The organism is Stenotrophomonas sp. GbtcB23, assembly GCF_019091045.1.
Taxonomy (GTDB): Bacteria; Pseudomonadota; Gammaproteobacteria; order Xanthomonadales; family Xanthomonadaceae; genus Stenotrophomonas; species Stenotrophomonas rhizophila_A.
The window spans coordinates 1-4,720 of record NZ_JAGXKC010000088.1; the positions used below are offsets into that span (position 1 = coordinate 1).

Consider the following 4,720-nt stretch of genomic DNA (forward strand, 5'->3'; position numbering starts at 1 on the left):
TAGCGGCCGCAGAGGGTGGCGACACCCAAGCGCAGACCAGGCTCGGCGACATCTACGGCAAAGGCATCGGAGTGCAGAAGGCCGAGCCCCAGTCGTTCAACTGGTACCGCAAGGCGGCCACCGCCGGATACGCCCCGGCCCAGACCCGGCTGGGCTATCTCTATTCCATCGGGCGCGGTGTACCCAAGGATGAGGAGGCAAGCATCGCCTGGTACTGCGAGGCAGCAGTGCAGGGATACCGCAGGGCCCGCGCCGACCTCGAGATCCTGCGCACCTACGGGTTGTTCGATCCGGACGAGTGCCCACAGCGCCGGGCGCTACGATGACACCTGTAGCGCCACGCCCTGCGTGGCTCCACGCTGGTGGAAGTCGAATGAGTTACTGGCGCACGTCCTGAGGGGGCCCGCCAATGCCGTTACGTCGCTCTGGGATTCCTGCAGCGGACGGAAGGGGAAATAGACCCTCGTTTTGCACTACATTGGTGCAATGACCCCCGCACCACCGTCTCCGTCCCTCGAAGTCCTTGGCACCCCTGTCGCCTGGGCCGATGCCGAAGGCCGCGTCGCCGGCTGCAACCCGGCCTTTGCGCGCTGGCTGGGGGTAAGCGTGCGACGCCTGCTCGGCCAGCCGCTGGCCTCGCTGGAGGTACAGGGCGAGGCGCTGGCCCACTTCCTGGCGCGCGGCGAGCGCGACACCCTGCGCCTGCACCGGCTGGCCTTGGCCCTGCCCGGGGAGGCCCCGCGCTTCGCCGAGGGCTGGCTGAGCCGGCATGAGGAAGACGGCTGGCTGCTGGAAGCGCACCCGGTGGATGAGTTCCCCGGGCTGGACCCGACCCAGGCGCTGCCGAGCGCACTCAGTGCCGCCCTCAAAGGCCTGGCGCACGAGCTGCGCAACCCGCTGGCCGGCCTCAAGGGCGCGGCCCAGCTGCTGGCCCGTCGCAGCGCCCAGCGCGACCCGGAAGAGCGCGAGCTGATCGAGCTGATCGGCTCGGAAATCGAACGTCTGAACGGGCTGCTGGAGCAGTTGCTGTCCCCGGCGCCGGCCGCGCCGCATGCTCCCCTCAACATCCATGCCTCATTGGAGCGCGTGCTGCGCCTGGCCGAAAGCGAAGGCGGCTGGGCGGTGCGCCTGCAGCGCGACTACGACCCGAGCATTCCCGAATTCGACGGCGACGCCGACCGCCTTACCCAGGCGGTGTGGAACCTGGTGCGCAATGCGATCCAGGCCGGCGCCGGCACCGTCACCCTGCGCACGCGGGTGGAACACGGGGTGCGCATCGGCGACCAGCTGCAGCCGATGGCGCTGCGCCTGGAAATCGCCGATGACGGGCGCGGCGTGCCCGAAGCGCTGGCCGAACACCTGTTCCTGCCGCTGGTCAGCGGCCGCGCCGAAGGCACCGGGCTGGGCCTGGCGCTGGCCCAGCAGGTGGCGCGCGAACACCGCGGCACGCTGACCTACCGCTCGCGCCCGGGGCATACCGTATTCACCGTGCATCTGCCGATCGGGCAAGGCACCCCCGCTGCCGAGGAGACCGCGCATGGCGGATGACAGCCAAGCCACCGCCCAGCGTGTCTGGGTAGTGGATGACGACCGCGCGGTACGTTTCGTGCTGTGCACCGCGCTGCGCGATGCCGGCTATGCGGTGGAAGGTTTCGATGGCGCGGCGGCGGCCTTGGAGATGCTGGGCAGCCAACCCGCCCCGGACCTGTTGTTCACCGATGTGCGCATGCCGGGCGATGACGGGCTGGTGTTGCTGGACAAGCTCAAGGCCGCGCACCCGCAACTGCCGGTGATCGTGATGTCGGCCTATACCGATGTGGCCAGCACCGCCGGTGCGTTCCGTGGCGGCGCGCAGGAATTCCTGTCCAAGCCGTTCGATCTGGACGATGCGGTGGCCCTGGCCCAGCGCGTGCTGCCGGAGCCGGACACCACCCTGGTCGAGCCCAGCCTCCCGTCAGTGGAGTCCGCGCCTGACCAGCGCCCGCAGCTGGTCGGCGACACGCCGGCCATGCGCGCGCTGTTCCGCGCCATCGGCCGCCTCGCGCAGGCGCCGCTGTCGGTGTTGATCAACGGCGAAACCGGCACCGGCAAGGAACTGGTGGCGCATGCGCTGCACCACGAATCGCCGCGCGTGCAGGGCCCGTTCGTGGCACTCAACACGGCGGCCATTCCGTCCGAACTGCTGGAAAGCGAGCTGTTCGGTCATGAGGCCGGGGCGTTCACCGGCGCGCAACGGCGGCACGTGGGCCGCTTCGAGCAGGCCGATGGCGGCACGCTGTTCCTGGACGAAATCGGCGACATGCCGCTGCCGTTGCAGACCCGCCTGCTGCGCGTGCTGGCCGAGGGCGAGTTCTTCCGTGTGGGTGGGCGCGAATTGATCCGGGTGGATGTACGGGTGATTGCGGCCACCCATCAGGACCTGGAAACGCTGGTGGCGCAGGGCCGCTTCCGCGCCGACCTGCTGCACCGGCTGGACGTGGTGCGGCTGCGCCTGCCGCCGCTGCGCGAGCGCCGCGATGACGTCGCCCAGCTGGCCGACACCTTCCTGGCCGCCGCCGCGCGCAAGCTGGATACGCCGCCCAAACGGCTCACCGCCGCTGCGTTGCAGGCGCTGCGCGAGCACGACTGGCCGGGCAACGTGCGCGAGCTGGAAAACGTGTGCTGGCGCATGGCCGCACTGGCCGCCTCCGACACCATCGGCGTGGCCGACGTGGACAGCGCGCTGCACCGCGGTGCCGGGCCGCGCACCCGCGCGCAGGGCGATCCCAGCCAATGGGAAGCCCTGCTCTCGGCGTGGGCCCGGCAACGGCTTGCAGAAGGCGCCGAAGGCCTGCATGCGCAGGTGCGCGACCGGGTGGACCAGGCGCTGCTGGAGGCGGCCCTGCAGATCACCCACGGCCGCCGTGCCGAAGCCGCCGCGCGCTTGGGCATGGGCCGCAACACGCTGACCCGCAAGCTCGGCGCCGGGCGCCGGCGCGGCGGATGAATCCCTGTCCATGGCATGTAAGCACCGCGTCGCGGTGCCTTTCATGGTCCGTGGACGACCATGACGTTAGTTTGCACAGAAGGAGTTCCAGATGCGTCGTTCCCACCTCGCCCTGCTGATCCCGTCACTGCTGGTGTTGGCCGCCTGTGGTTCCGCGCCCGAGCAGCGCAGCGCGCCGGTGCCGGCCATGCCGGTGGTGAGCACCGCCAAGCTGGCCGAAGCCAACCTGGCGCCGGCGTCGGCCAGTATCGTCAGCGGGCGCCTGGTGATGGTGCCGGACGCGAGCGGCGTGCACATCACCGGCACCATCGGTGGACTGCGGCCGCTGCAGGCGGCGGCGTTCCATGTGCATGAACGCGGCGACTGCAGTGCCGTTGACGCCAGCAGCGCGGGGGCGCATTTCAACCCGTTCAACCAGCCGCATGGCCGCAACAGCGCTGGGGCACATCACATTGGCGACATGGACAACCTGCGCGCCGACGCGCAGGGCCGGGTCAGCGTCGATGTACGCCTGCCAGCGGTTACCCTCGGCGGCGGTGCAGCCACCGACATCGTCGGTCGTGCGCTGGTGGTTCATGCCAACGCCGACGATTACCGCAGCCAGCCGGCAGGTAACGCCGGCGCCCGAATCGCCTGCGGCGTCATCCGGGTCACGCGCTGAACGCGCTGTCCAATGACGTCGCTTTTTCCCTCGTTACCCGCAAGGAGATCCACATGCGCCTGATCCATACCTCACTGTTCGCCGCCATTGCCGCCATCGGCCTGACCGCCTGCAACAAGCCGGCCGATGCGCCCGCCGCCGATCCCGCCGCCGCCACCCCGCCGATCGCCGAAACCGCGCGCACCACCGAAGCGCCGCCGGCGATGACCAGCGAAGCGCACGCCAACCACAGTGCCGTGGCCGAGCTGGCCCCGACCCAAGGCAATGACGTGAAGGGCAACGTGACCTTCAGCGTCGTCGACGGCAAGGTCCACGTGAAGGGCCAGGTCAGCGGCCTGAAGCCGAACAGCGAACACGGCTTCCACATCCATGAGAAGGGCGACTGCAGCGCTCCGAACGGCGACAGCGCTGGCGGCCACTTCAACCCGAGCAAGGAAGACCACGGCAACGTGACCTCCACCCCGCACCACGGTGGCGACATCCCCAACATCAAGGCCGACGCCCAAGGCAACGCGGTGGTGGATGCAGCCGTGTCGACCAACGTCAACATCGGCGAAGGCAACGACAGCGACATCATCGGTCGTGGCCTGATCGTCCATGCCGATCCGGATGATTACAAGACCCAGCCGACCGGCAATGCCGGCGCCCGTCTGGCCTGCGCGGTGATCAAAGCGGCCCCCTGACCGGTGACGCCGGCCGTTGGCCGGTTACGCCCGAACGCACAACGCCGGCATCCGCCGGCGTTGTCGTTTCCATGCTCCTGCGGCGGCTAGCCGCCAGAGCGGCTGATCGCGCGCTTCAGGTACGCATCGAGGCGGGCGCAGCCATCGGGGGTGCTTTCGCACAGCGTAGCCCACGCCTGGCGGCGACGATGCAGTTCGCCGTCGGGCACATAGGTGCGCAGGCGGGCCACCGAAGGCGCCATGGGATGCGGCGCGGTGAAGATCAGCCACGTCCTCGACGCAAATGCAGGATCTTCGAGGACGGAGGCGTTGGTGGACTGGTACGCCAGCATGCCCGGCTCCAGCGGCAGCCCCCTCAATACCTCCACGTCGCTGCGCTTGGGCAGGCCG

General features: G+C 69.7%; 6 protein-coding genes. 5 read left to right on the forward strand and 1 reads right to left on the reverse strand.

Annotated elements, in window-relative coordinates; genetic code table 11:
* The 5 genes from KVS69_RS17860 to KVS69_RS17880 all read left to right on the forward strand — a co-directional run.
* On the forward strand, positions 1 to 326 hold a 326-nt coding region (locus tag KVS69_RS17860; RefSeq protein WP_217539326.1), incomplete at its 5' end, for a tetratricopeptide repeat protein.
* Positions 327 to 486: 160 nt separating this feature from the next.
* Positions 487 to 1,548 (forward strand): ATP-binding protein, encoded by a 1,062-nt coding sequence (locus KVS69_RS17865; RefSeq protein ID WP_217539334.1) that lies wholly within the window; start codon positions 487 to 489, stop codon positions 1,546 to 1,548.
* Positions 1,538 to 2,986 carry a nitrogen regulation protein NR(I) gene (gene ntrC / locus KVS69_RS17870; protein ID WP_217539335.1) on the forward strand — a complete coding sequence of 483 codons (1,449 nt, stop codon included), beginning with the start codon at positions 1,538 to 1,540 and terminating at the stop codon, positions 2,984 to 2,986. The genes KVS69_RS17865 and ntrC overlap by 11 nt, the downstream gene beginning before the upstream one ends.
* A 91-nt stretch (positions 2,987 to 3,077) precedes the next feature.
* The gene (locus KVS69_RS17875) at positions 3,078 to 3,647 is read left to right on the forward strand and encodes a superoxide dismutase family protein (protein ID WP_217539338.1); all 570 of its coding nucleotides are present in this window, start codon (positions 3,078 to 3,080) and stop codon (positions 3,645 to 3,647) included.
* Between the two features lie 53 nt (positions 3,648 to 3,700).
* Positions 3,701 to 4,330 (forward strand): superoxide dismutase family protein, encoded by a 630-nt coding sequence (locus tag KVS69_RS17880; protein ID WP_217539339.1) that lies wholly within the window; start codon positions 3,701 to 3,703, stop codon positions 4,328 to 4,330.
* An 86-nt stretch (positions 4,331 to 4,416) separates the two neighbouring features.
* Here KVS69_RS17880 and KVS69_RS17885 read toward each other — a convergent pair.
* Positions 4,417 to 4,720: hypothetical protein (locus tag KVS69_RS17885; RefSeq protein ID WP_217539340.1), on the reverse strand; the 304-nt coding region annotated here is incomplete at its 5' end.